11 protein-coding genes are annotated in these 17,434 nt (G+C 70.0%); 6 read left to right on the top strand and 5 right to left on the bottom strand.

The window, feature by feature from the left end:
* The first annotated feature begins 90 nt into the window (after window positions 1–90).
* On the top strand, window positions 91–2,082 hold the full coding sequence (locus GF068_RS15335; RefSeq protein ID WP_153820137.1) for a serine/threonine-protein kinase: 1,992 nt from the start codon (window positions 91–93) through the stop codon (window positions 2,080–2,082).
* A 384-nt stretch (window positions 2,083–2,466) separates the two neighbouring features.
* Here the strand turns inward: GF068_RS15335 and GF068_RS15330 are convergent, their stop codons facing one another.
* Window positions 2,467–3,003 carry a hypothetical protein gene (locus tag GF068_RS15330; RefSeq protein ID WP_153820136.1) on the bottom strand — a complete coding sequence of 179 codons (537 nt, stop codon included), beginning with the start codon at window positions 3,001–3,003 and terminating at the stop codon, window positions 2,467–2,469.
* An 87-nt stretch (window positions 3,004–3,090) separates the two neighbouring features.
* On the opposite strand from GF068_RS15330, the gene GF068_RS46250 reads away from it, so the two are divergent.
* Complete coding sequence (locus GF068_RS46250; protein ID WP_153820135.1) at window positions 3,091–3,630, top strand: FKBP-type peptidyl-prolyl cis-trans isomerase; 540 nt, start codon at window positions 3,091–3,093, stop codon at window positions 3,628–3,630.
* Between the two features lie 4 nt (window positions 3,631–3,634).
* Here the strand turns inward: GF068_RS46250 and GF068_RS15320 are convergent, their stop codons facing one another.
* Window positions 3,635–4,495 carry a serine/threonine protein kinase gene (locus GF068_RS15320; protein WP_338046399.1) on the bottom strand — a complete coding sequence of 287 codons (861 nt, stop codon included), beginning with the start codon at window positions 4,493–4,495 and terminating at the stop codon, window positions 3,635–3,637.
* Window positions 4,496–4,570: 75 nt separating this feature from the next.
* Entirely contained in the window at window positions 4,571–4,996 is a 426-nt protein-coding gene (locus GF068_RS15315) for a tellurite resistance TerB family protein (protein ID WP_153820134.1), read from the bottom strand.
* 120 nt (window positions 4,997–5,116) lie between these two features.
* Here GF068_RS15315 and GF068_RS15310 point away from each other — a divergent pair, with 120 nt between their 5' ends.
* Complete coding sequence (locus GF068_RS15310) at window positions 5,117–5,842, top strand: tetratricopeptide repeat protein (RefSeq protein ID WP_153820133.1); 726 nt, start codon at window positions 5,117–5,119, stop codon at window positions 5,840–5,842.
* A gap of 28 nt (window positions 5,843–5,870) precedes the next feature.
* Window positions 5,871–6,593 carry a nucleotidyltransferase family protein gene (locus tag GF068_RS15305; protein ID WP_153820132.1) on the top strand — a complete coding sequence of 241 codons (723 nt, stop codon included), beginning with the start codon at window positions 5,871–5,873 and terminating at the stop codon, window positions 6,591–6,593.
* 91 nt (window positions 6,594–6,684) lie between these two features.
* Here the strand turns inward: GF068_RS15305 and ileS are convergent, their stop codons facing one another.
* Window positions 6,685–10,431: an isoleucine--tRNA ligase gene (gene ileS, locus GF068_RS15300; protein WP_153820131.1), complete on the bottom strand. Its 3,747-nt coding sequence runs from the start codon at window positions 10,429–10,431 to the stop codon at window positions 6,685–6,687.
* Between the two features lie 234 nt (window positions 10,432–10,665).
* On the bottom strand, window positions 10,666–10,950 hold the full coding sequence (locus tag GF068_RS15295; RefSeq protein WP_153820130.1) for a tetratricopeptide repeat protein: 285 nt from the start codon (window positions 10,948–10,950) through the stop codon (window positions 10,666–10,668).
* 394 nt (window positions 10,951–11,344) lie between these two features.
* On the opposite strand from GF068_RS15295, the gene GF068_RS15290 reads away from it, so the two are divergent.
* Together GF068_RS15290 and GF068_RS15285 are read left to right on the top strand one after the other, a co-directional pair.
* Window positions 11,345–13,372, top strand: a complete 2,028-nt coding sequence (locus GF068_RS15290; protein WP_206079480.1) for an OmpA family protein — start codon at window positions 11,345–11,347, stop codon at window positions 13,370–13,372.
* 176 nt (window positions 13,373–13,548) lie between these two features.
* The gene (locus GF068_RS15285; RefSeq protein WP_153820129.1) at window positions 13,549–17,409 is read left to right on the top strand and encodes an isopeptide-forming domain-containing fimbrial protein; all 3,861 of its coding nucleotides are present in this window, start codon (window positions 13,549–13,551) and stop codon (window positions 17,407–17,409) included.
* Window positions 17,410–17,434 lie beyond the last annotated feature (25 nt).

Below are 17,434 nucleotides of genomic sequence, written 5' to 3'. Positions count from 1 at the left end.
AGGGATCGTTCTGCAGGACGAAATTCTTTGTCGTTCGTCCATAGGCTTGTGACACTCTCCCGCGTCCAAAGTAGCGCCGCACAGGTCCCCATGCGCCCTCAGGTCGGCCAGGTCATCAACAACAAGTACCGGCTCGTCCGCGTCATCGGCGATGGCGGGATGGGAAGCGTGTACGAGTCGCGTCACGAGGTGCTCGGCACCACCGTGGCGCTCAAGTTCCTCCACCCCGAGCTCTCGCGGCGCCAAGGCCTCGTGCAGCGCTTCATCCAGGAAGCGAAGGTCTCGGTCAAGATCCGCAGCCCCCACGTCGTCGAGGTCAAGGACGTCGACCAGACGGCCACGGGGCAAGCCTTCATCGTGATGGAGTACCTCGAGGGCAAGACCCTCCAGATGCTCTACGAAGAGCTCTACCACGCGGGTCAACGGCTCTCGTACACCGACGCGCTCGAGTACGCGATGCAGATGATCGACGGCGTCGAGGCGGCCCACGCCGCCGGCGTCGTGCACCGCGATCTCAAGCCCGACAACGTCATGATCACCCGCGGGACCAAGGGCGAGCCGCTCCTCAAGCTGCTCGACTTCGGCATCGCCAAGCTCAAGGTCACGGGCGAGCTCGATCGAGGCCTCACGCGGCCCGGCGTGATCATGGGGACGCCCGAGTACATGGCCCCCGAGCAGGCCTACTCCGCGGACGCGGTCGACGCCCGCGCCGACATCTTCTCGCTCGGCGTGATGATCTTCGAGATGCTCGCCGGCCGAAGGCCCGTCGGCGGCGACGAGCCGCACCAGATCGCGTCGGCCTACCTGACCGGGCAAATCGCGCAGCTCACGGACCTCGCACCGCACGTGCCGCCGGAGCTCGCGAGCGTCGTGCACCGCGCGATGGGGCCCAAGCCGCCCGATCGCTACAGCTCGGTCGCGGAGTTCCGGAGCGCGCTCGATCCCTTCGCGGCCGGCACGCGCGGAGCCTCGACCGGCGCCGCGCTCGCCACGCCCCTGCCCGGAAGCGTCACGCCGAGGCCCGCCATCTCCCCCGCCGCGCCCGGAGCGACGCCCGAGGCCGGCGCCTCGCCCATCCCGAAGACGCTCCCCCCCACCGACGACAAACCGCCGCCCGGGGTCAGCGAACCCTCGATCCCGCCGCAGATCGTGGCGGCCGGTCTGGCCACGCCGCTCGGCGGGTTCGACGCGCCGAACAGGTCCGCCGGGCCCCACACGGCCATCGGCGAGCCCTTGCCCGAGAGCCTCGCGCAGCAGAGCCCCAGGTACGACGCCACGGCCCCCGCCGCGCCCCTCGCCTCGCACACGGCCCCGCCCGGCGCGTACGACATGTCGCCGCGGCCCGGCGGCACCGCGGTCGGCCAGGCCCTCTCGTCCCCCGGCTACGGGGCAGCCCCCGCGAACTACGGTCCGCCGCCGGGTTATCCGCCCGTGAACAGCGGCTACGCCCAGACCCCCGGCTACGGGCCCACCACCCCGATGAACCCGATCGGGGCGCGGCCGCCCGGGCACCAGAACCAGCAAAAGCGCAGCGGCGGCGCGTCGATCCTGATGATGCTCCTGCTCGCGGCCGCCGTCACCGGCGTGGTCGTCGGCGGCGTGTACCTCGGGCAGAAGCTCACGAGCAACGAGGAGCACGCCGGGGACCCCATCCCGCTTCAGCAGCCGCCGACGGCGGTCGTCCCCGTGGACACCGGCGCGCAGCAGCCGACCCAGACGACCGGCGCGGTGAACGTGAACCCGCCGCAGCAGCCCCCGCCGCAGACCAACGTGCCGCGGCCGACGAACACGGTCGGCGGGCCGAAGCCGACGGGCACCTCGACGGCCCCGCAACCTTCCGCGTCCGGGAGCACCGGGACGAACCCGATCCCGAACCCGTGGGGCTCGAGCCCGATCCCGATCCCCTGGGGAAGCACGCCGATCCCGCTCCCCTTCCCCATCCCGGGCCAGCAGCCGACGGCGCAACCGACGAACACCGGGCCCGCGCCCAACCCCACGACGTCGACCCCGACGCCGCGGCCCTCGACCAGCACGAGCGGTCGGCCCCGCATCCGGATCCCGATCCCGGGGCAGAACCCTTGAAGTCTCGTTCCCCGAACGCAACGCGCAGCTCGTAGCCAAGGAGAACGTCGGCGAGATGAGCGAACAACAGCCGCCGGGAAGCCCCTACGGTCCCGGAAAAACCATCGTCGGTGAGCCCCTGTTCGGGCCCGAGGGCGCCGGCCCTTCGCCCGCCCCCGGCGTCACCCCGCCTGGCATGCCCGCCCCCGCGCCCCTCGCAGGCGCGCCCGTGCCCGCCACCATGGTCGACGCCGGCCCCGCACAAGCCCCCGTCTACCCGGCCCACGCGCCGCCCGCCGGCGCCCCCTTCGGCCAAGGATCCGGCACCCAACCAGGCGGACCCGCTCCCTACGGCGTTGCGCCCGTCCCCGGACCGGCTCCGTACGGCGCGCCCGCTCCGTCGCCCTACGGCCCGCCCGTCCCGGGGATGGCCGGCCCGCCCGCGTACGGCGCGCCCCCGCCTCCGCCGGTTCGCGTGGCCTCCTCGGGCAACAGCGGCCCGCCGCTCGTCGCCATCGGCCTCGCCGCCGCTTTCGTCATCGGCGGCCTCTCGCTCGGCGGCTTCCTCCTCCTCCGCGGCGGCTCGAGCAGCACGGCCGAGGATGTTCCCCTCGCGCCGGTCAGCCAGCCGAGCGCCATCAGCGTCGCCTCCGATCCGCCCGCGACCGGCGACGCCCCGCCGCCCGAGGCCACCGCGGAGGCGCCCGCGCCGCCGCCCGAGCCCGTGCGCCCCGCGTCCACGACGCCGCCGAAGCCCACCGCGACCTCCACGACCACGACGAAACCGCCGACGTCGACCCCGACCACGACCGGCTCGGCGCCCAAACCTTCGCCGACGACCACGTCGACCACGCCGCCGTCGCGGCCCACCGTCTCCCTCCCCGGCACGTCGACGTCGACGTCGCCGACGCCGAAGCCCACGACGACCACCAAGAAGAGCATCCCCAAGCCGTTCTGAGGCCCTACGGCCCCGGCCGCTCGCGCCTCGGGGCGCTTGCTCGAACGCCTCTCGTCGAATAGGAGGGGCGCATGATGGTCATCCGTCGTCTGGGTTCGTTCGTGATCCTCGCCCTCGGCGTCGCCACCACCGCCGCCTGTGAGAACAAGGTCCCCGAGCCTGCCGCCGAGCCTCGCGCCGCGGCGCCGCGCGAGCCGGAGAAGCCCGAGCCCGCAGACCTCATCAAGGAAGACATCACCGTCGGCACGGGCGCCGAGGCCAAGGAAGGCGACAAGGTCAAGGTCCACTACACGGGCCGGTTGCTCAAGACGAACTTCATGTTCGACAGCTCGGTCGGCAAGGACCCGTTCGAGTTCGAGCTCGGCAAGGGCGAGGTCATCAAGGGCTGGGACCTCGGCGTCGCCGGCATGAAGGTCGGCGGCAAACGCAAGCTCACGATCCCCTCGAAGCTCGGCTACGGCGACGGTGGAAGCCCGCCCAAGATCCCCGGCAAGGCGACGCTCGTCTTCGACGTGGAGCTGCTCGAGATCGTCGGCGAGGACGCGAAGCCCGCCGAGGGCGGCAAGGACACGAAGGCGAAGGGCGCGCTCAAAGAAGCGCCGAAGAAGTGAGCGCCTAGCGCCAGGTGACCTGGCGCAGATCCTCCCAGACTTCCCGCGCGGATTGGTAACGATAGGCGTCGCGACGGCGCAGCAGCTTGGCGATCACGTTGCCGACGGGCGTGCCGAGGGCCTCGGCCTTCTTGCGCGGCGCGCCCTCGGAGATCTGCCGCGTGATCTCCGGGTAGGCGACGTCCACGTCGATCGCAGGCTGGCCCGTGTGCATCTGGTACATGAGCAGGCCGAACTGATAGAGGTCGCTCTGCGTCGTCGTGTATCCGGCGGTGACGAGCTCCGGCGTGAGGATCTTCGGGTTCGCCACCTGCGGGCGGAACCAGCGCGTGCTGCCCTGGAGCTGATGCGCCACGCCGAAGTCGGTCAGCTTGACGATCGGCGATCGGTCGAGCTGCGAGATGAGCACGTTGCCCGCGTGGAGGTCGGAGTGCACGACGCCGCTGTCGTGCAGGTACTGCAGCGTCATCAGGAGCTGCCGGCAGAGCTCCACGAGCAGGAGGTCCGAGAAGGGACGGCCGAGCAGCGCGCGCAGGCTCGTGTCACATCGCTCGAGCGCGAGGTAGAAGAGGTAGTTGTTCTCGAACGCGTCGTGGATGTAGACGATGTTCGGATGGCGGAACTGCTCGAGGCGCCGTAGCTCCTGCGCCCACTCGTCCTTCACCGCCTGGTAGGACTTGTTCGCCGGGCGAAGCATCTTCAGCGCGTACCGCTGATCGAAGGGCCCGATGCACTCGTACACCGATCCGTACTGGCCATCCCCGATGAGGGCCCCGACGACGTAGGTGCCGCGCGTGGACGTCAACGTCGTCCCGGGGACCGGGAACGGGATCAGATGCGAGCCGGTTTGATTCGCCCAGTTCACGCGCCTTCAATTTAACAAGAATCAGGCCGCCCCGGGCCTCTTCAGCGCCGAAGGCGCCCAGGGCGGCGCGCGGCGTCATCCGCCTTCCGCTTCACGGAGCATCTCCTCGGTCCCACCACGGTCGAGGCCGAGCGCCGCGCCGATCTCGTGGATCATCGCGCGCTCGGAGGTCGTGATCGTGCCGTCGGCCGCGATCACGCCGATCGCGAGGCTCAAGGCGACGCGGCAAGCCGCGGGGCTGCCGAGCGTCGTGCGCGCGCCCGCGAGCAGCGCCGCCGTGCCCGAGGCCCTGCGCGCCGCGTCGAGCCGCGTGATGAGCTGCTCGAGTTGATCCGGCGTCACCTTGCGGTCCGTCAGCGACTGCACGCTCCGCGCGAAGTGGCGCTTCTCCTCCGCGCCGAACTCGCCGTCCGCGTAAGCGGCGAGGTACATGAGCTCGACGAGGGCCTCGAGCTTCGGTTCATCGAGCGTGTGCGAGGACCGCAAGGAAATCGGCGCCATGTCCCCTTCCTACACCGTCCTCGCCGAGGCCAAAAGACCGCTGAAAAGGCGAGGGACGCCCGGGACGTGCCGAACGAGGAAAACCACCGGCGCGCGCGGGCCGTGTGTCATCCTTCACGGATGCGCCCCTTCCAGCATGGCGCCGCGTTCTTGACGCTGGGGACGATCACGCTCGTCGCCTGCGGCCCCGCGCCCGCGCCCAAGGCGCCTCCGAGCGAGGACGCCACCTCCGAGGACATGGGCGCGATCGAGCCCGCGCCAGCGCCCGTCACGGCCGAACCCGCGCCGCCCAAGCTGCGCCTGCCGTGCGCCGAGGACGACCTCGTGGGCTGCACGAACGGCTGCGACGACGGGATCGTCGAGGACTGCGTCACGCTCGGGGTGATGTACCTGCGCGGCGGCGAGGTCGTTCGGACCGACCCGCCGCGGGCCGTCGAGCTCTTCCGCGGCGCTTGCACGAGCGGCAGCGCGCGTGGCTGCATCAAGCTCGGCGACCTCTACCACGACGGCACGCTCCAGGACGATCCGGCCGAGGAGGTCACGCTCTACCGCAAGGCGTGCGACGCGGGCGCGAACCGGGGCTGCGTCGCCGCGGGCAAGGCCTACCTCGAGGGGCGCGTCGTCGGCCTCGATCCGGTCTTCGCCGCGACGCTCTTCACGCGCGTCTGCGAGCGCGGCAACGCCGAGGCCTGCCTCGAGCTCGGCCGGCTCTACGATCGCGGCCACGGCGTGCGCAAGGACCCGGACCGCGCGCTCGCGCTGTTCACGAAGGCCTGCCAGCTCGGGCTCGACGAGGGGTGCCTCACGGCCGATCCCAAGGGAGAGGTCGTGCCTCCGCGTCAGTGATCCGGCACGCGTGGTACCTTCGCCGGCGATGAAGGCCATCGTCCTCGCCGGCGGCAAAGGCAGCCGTCTCAAGCCCTACACGGCGCTCATCCCGAAGCCGCTCATGCCGATCGGCGAGCAGACCATCGTGGAGATCCTCCTCCGCCAGCTCGCGTTTCACGGCGTGCGAGACGTGACGCTCTGCACGGGGCACCAGGCCGCCCTGATCGAGGCCGTGCTCGGCGACGGCGATCGTTATGGGGTCAAACTTTCGTATCGGCGCGAGGAGCAGCCGCTCGGCACGATCGGGCCGCTGCGCGCGATGGCCGAGCAGCTCCCCGAGCGGTTCCTCGTGATGAACGGCGACATCCTCTGCGACCTCGATTTCGGCGAGCTCGCGAGGACGAGCGCCGAGGCGAACGCGGCGCTGACGGTCTGCGTGTTCGAGCGCGCGACGAAGATCGATCTCGGCGTGCTCGAGCTCGACGCCGCGGGGAGCGTGACGGGGTTCCGAGAAAAACCGTCCTACTCGTTCTGGGTGAGCATGGGCATCTACGCGATGAGCCGGGAGACGCTCTTGCGGTACGTGCCGCCGGGGGTGCCGTTCGGCTTCGATCAGCTCATGCACGCGCTGCTCGCGGCGCGCGTGCCGATCCAGACGCACCCGTTCCACGGGCACTGGCTCGACATCGGGCGCAGCGACGATTTCGCCGATGCGCAGGACGAGTTCGAGAAGAACCGCGCGCGTTATTTGCCCGAAACGAAGGCGTGATGGGCCGACACGCGGGGCGTAGCTCGGCTTGCCGAGCGTAGCCCCATCGTTGACCAGTCGGGGACCGGGGTGGAGACCCCGGCGGCATGCCTCAGGCCCGCGTGATCGTCAGGACGAGCGCTTCGCCGTCCACGTTGAGCTCGCGCCGCTCGCCCGCCACGGTCGAGCTGCCGATCTCGAACGAACGCACGAGCGCCTCGCGGGTGATGTCGTCCTGGGCCGCGCGCGTGACGCGCAGGACGCGCTCGCTGCCTTCGACGGCGAGCGTGATGCGATCGGTGAAGCCGAGGGAGAGGTCCTTGCGCAGGCCTTGCACGCGCGAGAGGATCTCGCGGGCGAGGCCCTCGTCACGCAGCGCGTCGGTGAGCGCGGCGTGGAGGACGACGACGCCGGCCTTGCCGCCGGCCGCGGCGAAGTCCTTGCCGGCCTCGACGACGACCTCGATCTCCTCGGGGCCGAGCGAGACCTTCTCGCCGTCGAGCTCGAGCTCGATCGCGCCGCGCGTGACGAGCTCGGTGCGCAGCTCGGCGGCGTTCGCCTTCGCGAGGACCTGCTTGGCGAGCTGCACCTTCTTGCCGAGCTTCGGTCCGAGCGCGCGGAAGTTCGGTTTGAGCACGTAACGAACGGCCTCGCCCTCCTGCCCCGGCTCGAGGAAGCGGACCTCCTTGACGTTGAGCTCCTCTGCGATGAGGGCCGCGTGCTCTGCGATCGCGCGGCGCATGGCCTGGTTCGAGACGATGACGTCGGCGCGCGCGAGGGGCTGGCGGACCTTCAGCTTGTTCAGGGTGCGGACCTGGAGGCCGAGGCTCACGAGCTCGCGCACGGCGCGCATCTCCGCGGCGAGGCCCTCGTCGATCGCGGCGAGGTCGGGCTCGGGGAAACGCGCGAGGTGCACGCTCTCGGGCTGCGACGTCTTCCAGGGGCCACGGACGAGCGCCTGGTAGAGCTCCTCGGCGAGGAAGGGCGTGAACGGCGCGGTGAGGTGCGCGATCACGACGAGCGCCTCGTACAGCGTGAAATACGCGTCGCGTTTGTCGGCGAGGGCCACGGCCGCGACGTTCTCCGCGGGTGACCAGTAACGCGCGCGGCTCCTGCGCACGTACCAGTTCGAGAGCGCGTCCACGAAGTCGACGAGCCGCTGCGCCGCCTCGTACAGCCGGTAGTCGTCGAGGTGCTGCGTGACCTCGCGGGTCGTGAGGGCGAGCTCGGAGAGCAACCACCGATCGAGCAGGCTGCGCTCGCGCGCCGGCCGGTACCCCTCGCTCTTCGCGAGATCCGCGGGCGTGACGCCCTTCGCGTCTCCGTTTCCGCGGGCCGGATCGAAGCCGTCGATGTTCGCGTAGATCGAGAAGAACGACCAGACGTTGCGGATCTTGATCGCGTATTCCTTCTGCGTCGCGCGCACGTTCGTCAGCGAGTGGCGCGTGTTCGTCCACGGAGGCGAGGACGCGTAGAAGAACCAGCGGAACGCGTCGGCGCCGGGCGCGGGCGCGCTCGGGTCTTCGATGTACGCGCGCGCCTCCTGCGGCTGGCGGAACACCTCGTTTGGCTTCACGTCGAGCGGGTTCTCACCGGGGACGAGCCCGAGCTTCGCGAGATCCGCGCCGGAGAGCGCGAGGATACGCCGCGGCAACCTGAGCTTGCCCGTCGCCGGACGCAGCTCGAGCGTCATCACGTCGCCGGGCCGATCACCTCGGTAGAGCTTCACCTTCGCGCTCTCGCCCGAGAGATCGAGCCCCTCGTAGTCCTCGCGCGCGATGTAACCGACGCCCTCGGGCACCACGCCGATGTGTGCCTTTTCGCCGGTCGACACGGCGAACTCCATGCGGACGCGGTCGAGGATCACCTCGGGCGGCGTGTAGTTGCCCTTCGACTTGCTCTCCTTCTTGCCCTCGCGATCGCCGACGTGACCGAGCACCACGCAGGTCTGGTACGGGTGCGGGTAGCTCCGGATCCGCGACAGGCCGAGCGACTTCTGCGTCTGCTCGTCGAAGACGAGCGTCGAGATCATGAGCAGCGAGTAGAACCAGCCGCGCGTCTGATCGATCGCCTCGCTGATGAAGTCGGCCGGGAAGGCGCGGTCGAACTTCTCCTTCGAGCCCTCTGCGTGCGGAAAACCCCACTGCGCGAAGGGCATCGCGCCCGAGTCGAACCAGCAGTCGATGACCTCGGAGACGCGCCGGTACGTGCCGGGCTCGCCGGGCTTCTGGTAGGTGATCTTGTCGATCCAGGGCTTGTGCACGAGCAGGTGCTCGGCCGTCTTCGGGTGCGCGTTTTTCAGCTCCGCCTCGACCTCGGCCACGTTGTTGCCCGCCTTCGCGCGTAGCGTCGTCACCGAGTCGATGGCCTCCATCGCGCCCGTCTGGTCGTTCACCCAGATCGGCAGCGGCGTGCCCCAGTACCGCTCGCGCGAGAGCGCCCAGTCGACGTTGTTCGCGAGGAAGTCGCCGAACCGGCCGGTCTTGATGTGCTCGGGCAACCAGTTGACCGTCTGGTTGTTCTCGATCGCTTTATGGATGAGCGCGGTCGTGCGGATGTACCAGGCCGGGCGGGCGTACTGGATCAAGGGATCGTCGTCGGCGCGCCAGCAGAACGGGTACTCGTGGCGGTAGAGCTCGGCAAACACGAGCTTGCCGGACTGCGCGAGGTCCTTCTGCAGATCCTTGTCGCTGTCCTTGACCCAGCGGCCGGCATACTTGCCCATCTCGTCGACGAACGTGCCGTCGGGCTTCACGGCGCAGAACGGGTCCTTCCGCGTCTTGCCCGCCGCGAGGAGCTGCCGATGCGCGCCGTAGTCGTCCTCGCCGAACGCAGGCGCGATGTGGACGATGCCCGTGCCGGCGTCGAGCGTGACGAAGTCCGCCGCGACGACCGCATGCACGGCCTCGTACGCCTTCGCCTCCGCCGCGTAGAGATCAAACGGCGGCACGTACTTCTTGCCGACGAGCGCCGATCCCTTGGTGGTCGAAAGAACCGGCAGGTCCTTGCCGAGCTTCTTCGCGAGCGCCTCGCGCAGGCCCGCCGCGACGATGAGCTTACGATCACCCGCGTCGACGACGACGTAATCGAAGTCCGCGCGCACCGCCGCATACATGTTCGACGGCAAGGTCCACGGCGTCGTCGTCCAGACGCAGAGCGCCGTGCCGGGCTCGTCGACGAGCGGGAACGCCACGAAGACGCTCGGGTCGTCGACGGTCTTGTAGCCCTGACCGACCTCGGCGCTGGAGAGCGCCGTCCCGCCTTGCGCCCACCACCAGACGACCTTGTGCCCCTGGTAGAGCAGGCCCTTCTCGTAGAGCTTCGCGAGCGCCCACCACACGCTCTCCACGTAGCTCCGGTGGTAGGTGACGTACGCGTCGGGCAGGTCGACCCAGAAGCCGATCTTGTCCGTCAGCTTCTCCCACGCGTCCGTGTAACGGAACACGCTCTCGATGCAGCGCGCGACGAAGGGCTCGACGCCGTACTTTTCGATGTCGGCCTTGCCGTGGATCCGGAGCTCTTTCTCGACCTCGACCTCGACGGGCAGGCCGTGCGTGTCCCAGCCGGCCTTGCGGGGCACGTCGTAGCCGCGCATCGTCTTGTAGCGCGGGAAGACGTCCTTCACGGCGCGCGTGAGCACGTGGCCGTTGTGCGGCATGCCGTTCGCCGTGGGCGGCCCCTCGTAGAAGACGAACGTGCCCTTCGAAGGCCCCGTGGCGCGCGTCTCCGCCGAGAGCGTCTTCTGGAAGATGCCCTCCCTCTTCCAGAACGCGAGGATCTCGGCCTCGTCCCTCGGGAAATCGAGCTCGGGCCGAACGGTCTTGAAGAGGTTTTTCGGGGAGGATTCGCGGCCTGACATGGTCGGCTGCGCTTAGCACGTTTCGCCCTGAAAGGGCGTCGAGCTCCCTCGCCCCCTGCCCGTCCCCGGCAGCAACGCCCCGAGGTCCTGCCGGAGAGCGGCAGCGACTCCCCGGCGTCCTGCCGGAGAACGGCAGCGACTCCCCGTGGTCCTCGCGCTTACGGGCAGCCCTCCTGCGCGGCGCTCGTGGGAAGCGCAAGGGCCTCGAAGCGTCGTCATCGGAGGCCGGCAGCGTCAGGGCGAGGCGATGCCCAGCTCCGCGAGCTCCCGCCGGGCCCGCTCCGCGAAGCGGCTCGAGGGGTAGCGGGTCACGAGGAATCGCAGCGTGGTGATGCGGGCTTCCTTGTCGCCCTTCTCCCGGAACTGCTCGGCGAGCTCGTAGAGCGCGTCCTCGGCCGGCTCCTCCATGGCCTTCTCGGGGTCGGGATCCCGCGCGCATTGAAAGGGGGCGGTGGCGAGGGCGCCGAGGAGAACGGCCGCAGCAGGCGCGCGGAGGAGCGGGAGGAGCACGGAGTGCATCGTGGCCGGACCGATTCCGCTGTCAACGATCCGGTGGATCGGGTGTGGCGCGGCCGGCCCCCCGGTGGTCGGGCCAAACGGGGGCGATCCATTCAAAACACGATTGGTTTCGGATCGTTGCGCGAGGATGTGTGGGAGCTCCGAGGACCGGAGGCCTCAGTTGAGGCCCCGAGTTGAGGCCGACGCGCCTCACTGGAAACGGGCGGAGAACGAGATTTGCGCTGATCGTTTGTGGTCCGTCTCCGGCACAGTCCGTGTATAGGTAGCTCCATTGTCCGCTGCCGCCGTCCACTCACACGCGCGGCGGACCATCGGGTCACTCCAGGGCGACGTCTTGCGTCGAGCCTTCCCTTTGGCGGACTCCGACACGAAAATTCGAGAGGTCAATCACGCGATGCGAACTTCCAAGGGATATAGGTGGCTGCTCTGCGCGGCGGCGCTGGGGTCGATCGCGGGCATCGCCGCGCCGGCAAGCGCGGACGATCTCGCCATCAACCGGTTCTACCCCTCCGCGGCCGGCGATCGGCTCTTCGGCGTCCAGTCACCCTTCGTGAACGGCGAGCTCACGCCGCACGCGGCGCTCATCGTCGACTACGCGCACAACCCCCTCGTGATCCGCCGCCGGAGCGACGACGAGTCGCTCGGCTCGGTCGTGAGCAACCAGCTCTTCTTGCACCTCAACGGCTCGTTCGCGCTCTTCGAGCGGCTGCTCGTCAACGTCGACGTCCCCGTGGCGCTGTTCCAGAGCGGCGAGAACCCGGCGAACACCCTCGGCATCAGCTCGCCGAGCGGCGCGGATTTCGGCGACCTGCGCCTCGGCCTGCGCCTGAAGGTGCTCGGCGACTACGACGATCTGTTCCAGCTCGCGATCGGCGGCTACCTGTGGGTGCCGACGGGCACGGGAACGTTCGTCACGGACGGCGCCGTGCGCGGCCTGCCGCAGGTGATCGTCGGCGGCAAGCACGACCGGTTCGTGTACTCGGCCGCGATCGGCCCGGAGATCCGGCCGGATCAGAACTACTACGACAACACGCTGCTCGGCACGACGTTCGTCGCGGGCGGCGGTATCGGCTTCCTGCTCGGCGAGGAGCGCAACTTCCAGATCGGCCCCGAGTTCAACGTCGTCGCCTCGATGCGCGAGACGACGCGGCAGAGCCTCAATGCCGAGGCGCTCGTCGGCGCGAAGTATCGCTTCGCGGAGAACTTCGAGGCGGGCATCGCCGCCGGCCCCGGCCTCTCCTCGGGCATCGGTACGCCGGACGTGCGCGTCGTCGGCTCCCTCGCGTACACGCCGAAGTGGAAGTCGAAGGACACCGATCAGGACGGCATCCCGGACAAGGCGGACGCCTGCGTCGACGTGAAGGGCGTCAAGCACTCCGACCCGAAGAAGAACGGCTGTCCGTCGGATCGTGACGACGACACCATCATCGACGTGCAGGACGCCTGCCCGGATCTCAAGGGCGTGGCGAACGACGATCCGAAGAAGAACGGCTGCCCGCCCGACAGCGACAACGACGGGATCTACGACGACAAGGACGCCTGCGTCGACGTGCCCGGCGTGGCCGACGCGGATCCCGCGAAGAACGGCTGCCCGCCCGACAAGGACAAGGACGGCATCATCGACGCGCAGGACGCCTGCGTCGACGTGCCCGGCGTGGCCGATCCGGATCCGAAGAAGAACGGCTGCCCGCCCGACAAGGACAACGACGGCGTCTACGACGCGCAGGACGCGTGCCCGGACATCCCCGGCCTCAAGACGAGCGACCCGGCGACGAACGGCTGCCCCGGCGACACCGACGGCGACAAGATCCGCGACGACAAGGACGCCTGCCCGAACGAGAAGGGCGCGGCGGATCCGGATCCGAAGCAGAACGGCTGCCCGAAGGCCGTCCGCGTCACGGAGACCGAGGTCATCATCCTGCAGCAGGTGCAGTTCGACACGGCCCGCGCGACGATCCGCAAGGTCAGCGATCAGCTTCTCGACGAGGTCGCGGGCGTGCTCAACGAGCACCCGGAGCTCCTCAAGGTCGAGGTCCAGGGCCACACCGACAGCCGCGGCTCGAAGCTGCTCAACACGAAGCTGTCGAAGGCGCGCGCCGACGCGGTGAAGGCCGCGCTCGCCAAGCGTGGCGTGAGCGCGGATCGCCTGTCGACGCAGGGCTACGGCCCGGATCGACCCGCCGCCGACAACGCGACGGAGGAGGGCCGCCAGGCGAACCGCCGCGTCCAGTTCGTCATCCTCGAGAAGAAGATGAAGGACGGCTCGATCAAGAAGTTCGAGAACGCCGCGCCGCCGCCGCCGCCGCCCGCCGCGCCGAAGGGCGCTGCGCCGAAGGCTCCCGCGCCGAAGGCCCCCGCGCCGAAGGCTCCCGCGCCGAAGGCTCCCGCGCCCACCAAGGCGCCGGCTCCCACCAAGAAGTGATCGAGGAGCGGGGCGCCCGCTGACGCGGGCGCCCCGTAACGGGAACGGTCCGGAGGCTCGCGAGGGCCTCCGCGGCCGGTCTGCAACGCCTCCGCTCGCGCCGCGAGGTGCGCGCGGAGATCCGCGTGGTGTGAGGCCCTGAAGGCCGCGCCACCCATTCGACAGAGGTATTGGTCATGAGAAGACACTTGCTTTTGGCGGGCCTCGCGAGCGTGACAGCGCTCGGGATCTGCGCCCGCGACGCGTCCGCCGCGCAGAACGTGCGCGTGCAGGTCGATCAGAAGGGCGACTTCCTCCTCATCGGGAACACGCTCGGTTACGACTGCCAGCTCATCGGGGGCAACCCGCCGCCCGCGCCCGTGGTGGGCACGGTCGGGGCCTGCGGCAACAACGCGACCGACAGCGGCATCGACATCCTGTGGCGCTCCGATTCGCCGATGGCCGGGCAGGCCGAGGCGAGCACCGGGATCACGGTCGCCAACGCGCGCAGCACGGCGATCCTCAACATCCCCGCGGGCGCGACGGTCACGCACGCCTACCTCTACTGGGGCGCGACGCGCAGCTCCGCGGGCGCCGACACCACGGCCACGCTCGACAGGCCGGGCGGCTTCACCCAGGATCTGACGGCGACCCAGAGCTACACGACGACGCAGAACAACGCCTACCAGAGCGTCGCCGACATCACGGCGATCGTACAGGCGCAAGGGTCCGGCGCGTACCGCGTCTCGGGCGTGGACGTCGAGAACCCGGTCGGCCAGGGGGTGAACGACGAGACGACGTTCGCCGGCTGGTGGATGGTCGTGCTCTACGAGCGCGCCTCCGATCCGCCGCGCAACCTCACCGTCTTCGACGGGTTCGACCTCGTCGCCAGCGCCAACCCGCAGAACGTGACGCTCTCGGGTTTCCTCGTCCCGCCGGCGTTCGCGGACGCGAGGCTCGGCGTCGTCGCGTTCGAGGGCGACACGACGGTCTCGGGAGATCAGTTCTCCTTCGGCGGCGTGCAGCTCACGAACGCGCTGAACCCCGCGGACAACTTCTTCAACCGCACGCGGACGGACCTCGGGAGCGCCGTGACCGTGGTGGGCGACCTGCCCCAGCTCGACGGCACCGCCGGCAGCTTCGCGGGCATGGACATGGACATCGTGGACGTCACGGATCAGCTCACGGCGGGCCAGACGTCCGCGCCGATCTCGGCGACGAGCACGGGCGACCAGTACTGGCTCGCCGGCTTCGTGACCTCGATCCCCACGTTCAAGCCCGACTTCTCCACGTCGGAGAAGTCGGCCGTCGACGTGAACGGCGGCGCGCTCCTGCCGGGTGACGAGGTCGAGTACACGATCGTCGTGACGAACACGGGCAACGACACGGCGATCAACACCGTGCTGACCGACCCGATCCCGATGGGCGTGTCGTACGTGCCGGGCTCGATCGAGGTCCTCTCGGGGGAGAACGTCGGCATGAAGACCGACGACCTCGCCGACGATCAGGGCGAGTTCGACGCGGGCACGAACGCGGTGATCATCCGCCTCGGCACGGGCGCGACCGGCGCGGTCGGCGGCACGATGCTCGAAGGCGAGACGACGACCGTCAGGTTCCGCGTCACCGTGAACCAGGACGCCTCGGGCACGATCAACAACCAGGCGACGATCACGGCCGCGGGCCAGCAAGGCGCGCCCGCCGAGGACACGCCGACCGACGGCAACGGTCCCACGAGCGGCGAGCCGCCCACGCCGATCGTCATCGATCAGTGCGAGTCCGACGCGAACTGCATGGCGCCCACGCCGGTCTGCAACGTGGCCGGGACGCCGAACACCTGCGTCGAGTGCGTGACCGACGCGACCTGCGGCGGCGCCACGCCGACCTGCGACGTCGCGACGAACACGTGCACCTGCGTGCCCTCCGGCATGGATATCTGCGACGGCATCGACAACGACTGCAACGGCACGATCGACGACGGCTTCAACGTCGGCATGGCGTGCTCCGCGGGCGTCGGCGCTTGCATGAGCGTGGGCACGTTCGTCTGCGTCGACGGCAGCACGTCGGCCTGCGACGCGTTCCCCGGCGAGCCGGGCACGGAGACCTGCAACAACGTCGACGACGACTGCGACGGCGAGACCGACGAGGGCTTCGACGTCGGCACGGCCTGCTCCGTGGGCGTCGGCGCCTGCATGGCGACGGGCGTCTTCGCGTGCGACGCGATGGGCAACACCGCGTGCGACGCGACCCCCGGCACGCCCGGCGTCGAAGTCTGCGGCGACGGCATCGACAACGACTGCGATGGCACGACCGACATGGGCTGCCAGGACTCCGACGGCGACGGCATCCCGGACGACGTCGAGACGCAGTACGGCACGGACCCGAACGACGCGGACTCGGACGACGACGGCGTGCCCGACGGCGAGGAGCCCTCGCCGAACGTCGACACGGACGGCGACGGCCTCATCAACGCGCTCGATCCGGACAGCGACGACGACGGCCTCTTCGACGGCACGGAGATGGGCAAGGACTGCTCGAGCCCGGCGACGGATCCGGACGCGCAGAGCTGCCGCGCCGACGCCGATCCGAACACCACGACGGACCCGCTCGACGCCGACACCGACAACGGCGGCGTCTCCGACGGCGACGAGGACACGAACCTCAACGGCGCCGTGGACGAGGGCGAGCGTGATCCGAACGAGCCGAGCGACGACGCGACCCCGCCGACCGACACCGACGGCGACGGGCTGAGCGACGATCTCGAGGAGCAGATCGGCACCGACCCGAACGACGCGGACTCGGACGACGACGGCCTGCTCGACGGCGAGGAGCCGAACCCGAGCGCGGACACCGACGGCGACGGGCTCATCAACGGGCTCGATCCCGACAGCGACAACGACGGCCTGTTCGACGGCACCGAGAGCGGCAAGGACTGCTCGAACCCGGCCACGAACGCGATGGCGGGCAACTGCATCGCCGACGCGGATCCGAGCACGACGACCTCGCCGCTCGACGCGGACACGGACGACGGAGGCGTCATCGACGGCTCCGAGGACGAGAACCGCAACGGCGCCGTGGACGAGGGCGAGCTCGATCCGAACAACCCCGCCGACGACAACACGAAGCCGGACACGGACGGCGACGGGCTGACGGACGACTACGAGAACACGATCGGGACCGATCCGAACGACGCGGACTCGGACGACGACGGCGTGATCGACGGCGAGGAGCCGAACCCGACGGACGACACCGACGGCGACGGCACCATCAACGCGCTCGATCCGGACAGCGACGGCGACGGGCTCAAGGACGGCACGGAGATGGGCAAGGACTGCTCGAATCCGGCCACGAGCCCGGCGGCGAACAACTGCGTCCCCGACGGCGACAACGGCGCGACGACGACCTCGCCGGTGGATCCCGACACCGACGACGGCGGCGTGAGCGACGGCGACGAGGACACGGACAAGGACGGCGTGGTCGATCCGAACGAGCGTGATCCGAACGATCCGACCGACGACAACGTCGTGCCGCCCATGGACTCCGACAGCGACGGTCTCACCGACGAAGAGGAGGGCGAGCTCGGCACCGACCCGAACGACGCGGACTCGGACGACGACGGCGTGCCCGACGGTCAGGAGCCGAGCCCCGGCGAGGACACGGACGGCGACGGCATCATCAACGCGCTCGACCCGGACAGCGACAACGACGGCCTCTTCGACGGCACCGAGCTCGGCCTCGAGTGCACGAACGGGGACACGGACCTGACCAAGGAGACGTGCATCTCCGACGCGGACAAGGGCGCCACGAAGACCGATCCGCTGAACCCGGACACGGACGGCGGCGGGCTCAAGGACGGCGAGGAGGACAAGAACAAGAACGGCGTGGTCGATACGGGCGAGGGTGATCCGCTCGATCCGGCCGACGACGACGCGGACGGGACCATCCTCAGCGGCAACGGCTTCTGCGCCGCGCAGCCCGGGAACGACGCGCCCCCGGGCCTGCCGCTCCTGGTCGCGCTCGCGGCCGGGACGGCGCTCGCACGACGTCGCCGTCGTAGCTGAGCGATCACAAGCTCGAAGGGCGCCC

Source organism: Polyangium spumosum (genome assembly GCF_009649845.1).
Classification (GTDB): Bacteria; Myxococcota_A; Polyangia; order Polyangiales; family Polyangiaceae; genus Polyangium; species Polyangium spumosum.
Note: the sequence above shows the minus strand (reverse complement) of the source record. Positions and strands in the feature narration are given on the sequence as shown.

Coding starts and splice junctions, on each gene's coding strand:
- GF068_RS15315 (WP_153820134.1), bottom strand. CDS start 4,996: ATGGCGCCGATTTCCTTGCGGTCCTCGCACACGCTCGATGAACCGAAG.
- GF068_RS15305 (WP_153820132.1), top strand. CDS start 5,871: ATGAAGGCCATCGTCCTCGCCGGCGGCAAAGGCAGCCGTCTCAAGCCC.
- ileS (WP_153820131.1), bottom strand. CDS start 10,431: ATGTCAGGCCGCGAATCCTCCCCGAAAAACCTCTTCAAGACCGTTCGG.
- GF068_RS15295 (WP_153820130.1), bottom strand. CDS start 10,950: ATGCACTCCGTGCTCCTCCCGCTCCTCCGCGCGCCTGCTGCGGCCGTT.
- GF068_RS15285 (WP_153820129.1), top strand. CDS start 13,549: ATGAGAAGACACTTGCTTTTGGCGGGCCTCGCGAGCGTGACAGCGCTC.
- GF068_RS15310 (WP_153820133.1), top strand. CDS start 5,117: ATGCGCCCCTTCCAGCATGGCGCCGCGTTCTTGACGCTGGGGACGATC.
- GF068_RS15330 (WP_153820136.1), bottom strand. CDS start 3,003: ATGCTCTTCTTGGTGGTCGTCGTGGGCTTCGGCGTCGGCGACGTCGAC.
- GF068_RS15335 (WP_153820137.1), top strand. CDS start 91: ATGCGCCCTCAGGTCGGCCAGGTCATCAACAACAAGTACCGGCTCGTC.
- GF068_RS46250 (WP_153820135.1), top strand. CDS start 3,091: ATGATGGTCATCCGTCGTCTGGGTTCGTTCGTGATCCTCGCCCTCGGC.
- GF068_RS15290 (WP_206079480.1), top strand. CDS start 11,345: ATGCGAACTTCCAAGGGATATAGGTGGCTGCTCTGCGCGGCGGCGCTG.